This window comes from Pseudomonas sp. 5Ae-yellow (assembly GCF_014077575.1).
GTDB classification, from domain to species: Bacteria; Pseudomonadota; Gammaproteobacteria; order Pseudomonadales; family Pseudomonadaceae; genus Halopseudomonas; species Halopseudomonas neustonica.
In genome coordinates, this window is record NZ_JACGWE010000165.1 from 1 (window position 1) to 246 (window position 246).

Below are 246 nucleotides of genomic sequence, written 5' to 3' on the forward strand. Positions count from 1 at the left end.
GGGACTTCAAGTGGTTGCCGGGGGCGCTGCAGCTTCTTACGTCGCCTGGTGCGTACCTGCAGTTTTTCCTCGGTATATATCCGGTACGTTCGCTTGCGGTTGATCACCAAGCCCTCGGTCTTCAACATACTGTGCAGAAACAGATAGCCATAGGCTGACTGCTGCGCAGCAAGCTCTCGGAGCCTCGCTCTCAAGGCATGATCGTTCCTGGCTCTGGCTTGATACCGAAACGCGCTACGGGAAATG

The 246-nt window shown here is 56.1% G+C and carries 1 protein-coding gene; it reads right to left on the reverse strand.

The window, feature by feature from the left end; translation table 11 throughout:
- Nucleotides 1-194: IS3 family transposase (locus H4J77_RS19700; RefSeq protein ID WP_182250163.1), on the reverse strand; the 194-nt coding region annotated here is incomplete at its 3' end.
- Nucleotides 195-246 lie beyond the last annotated feature (52 nt).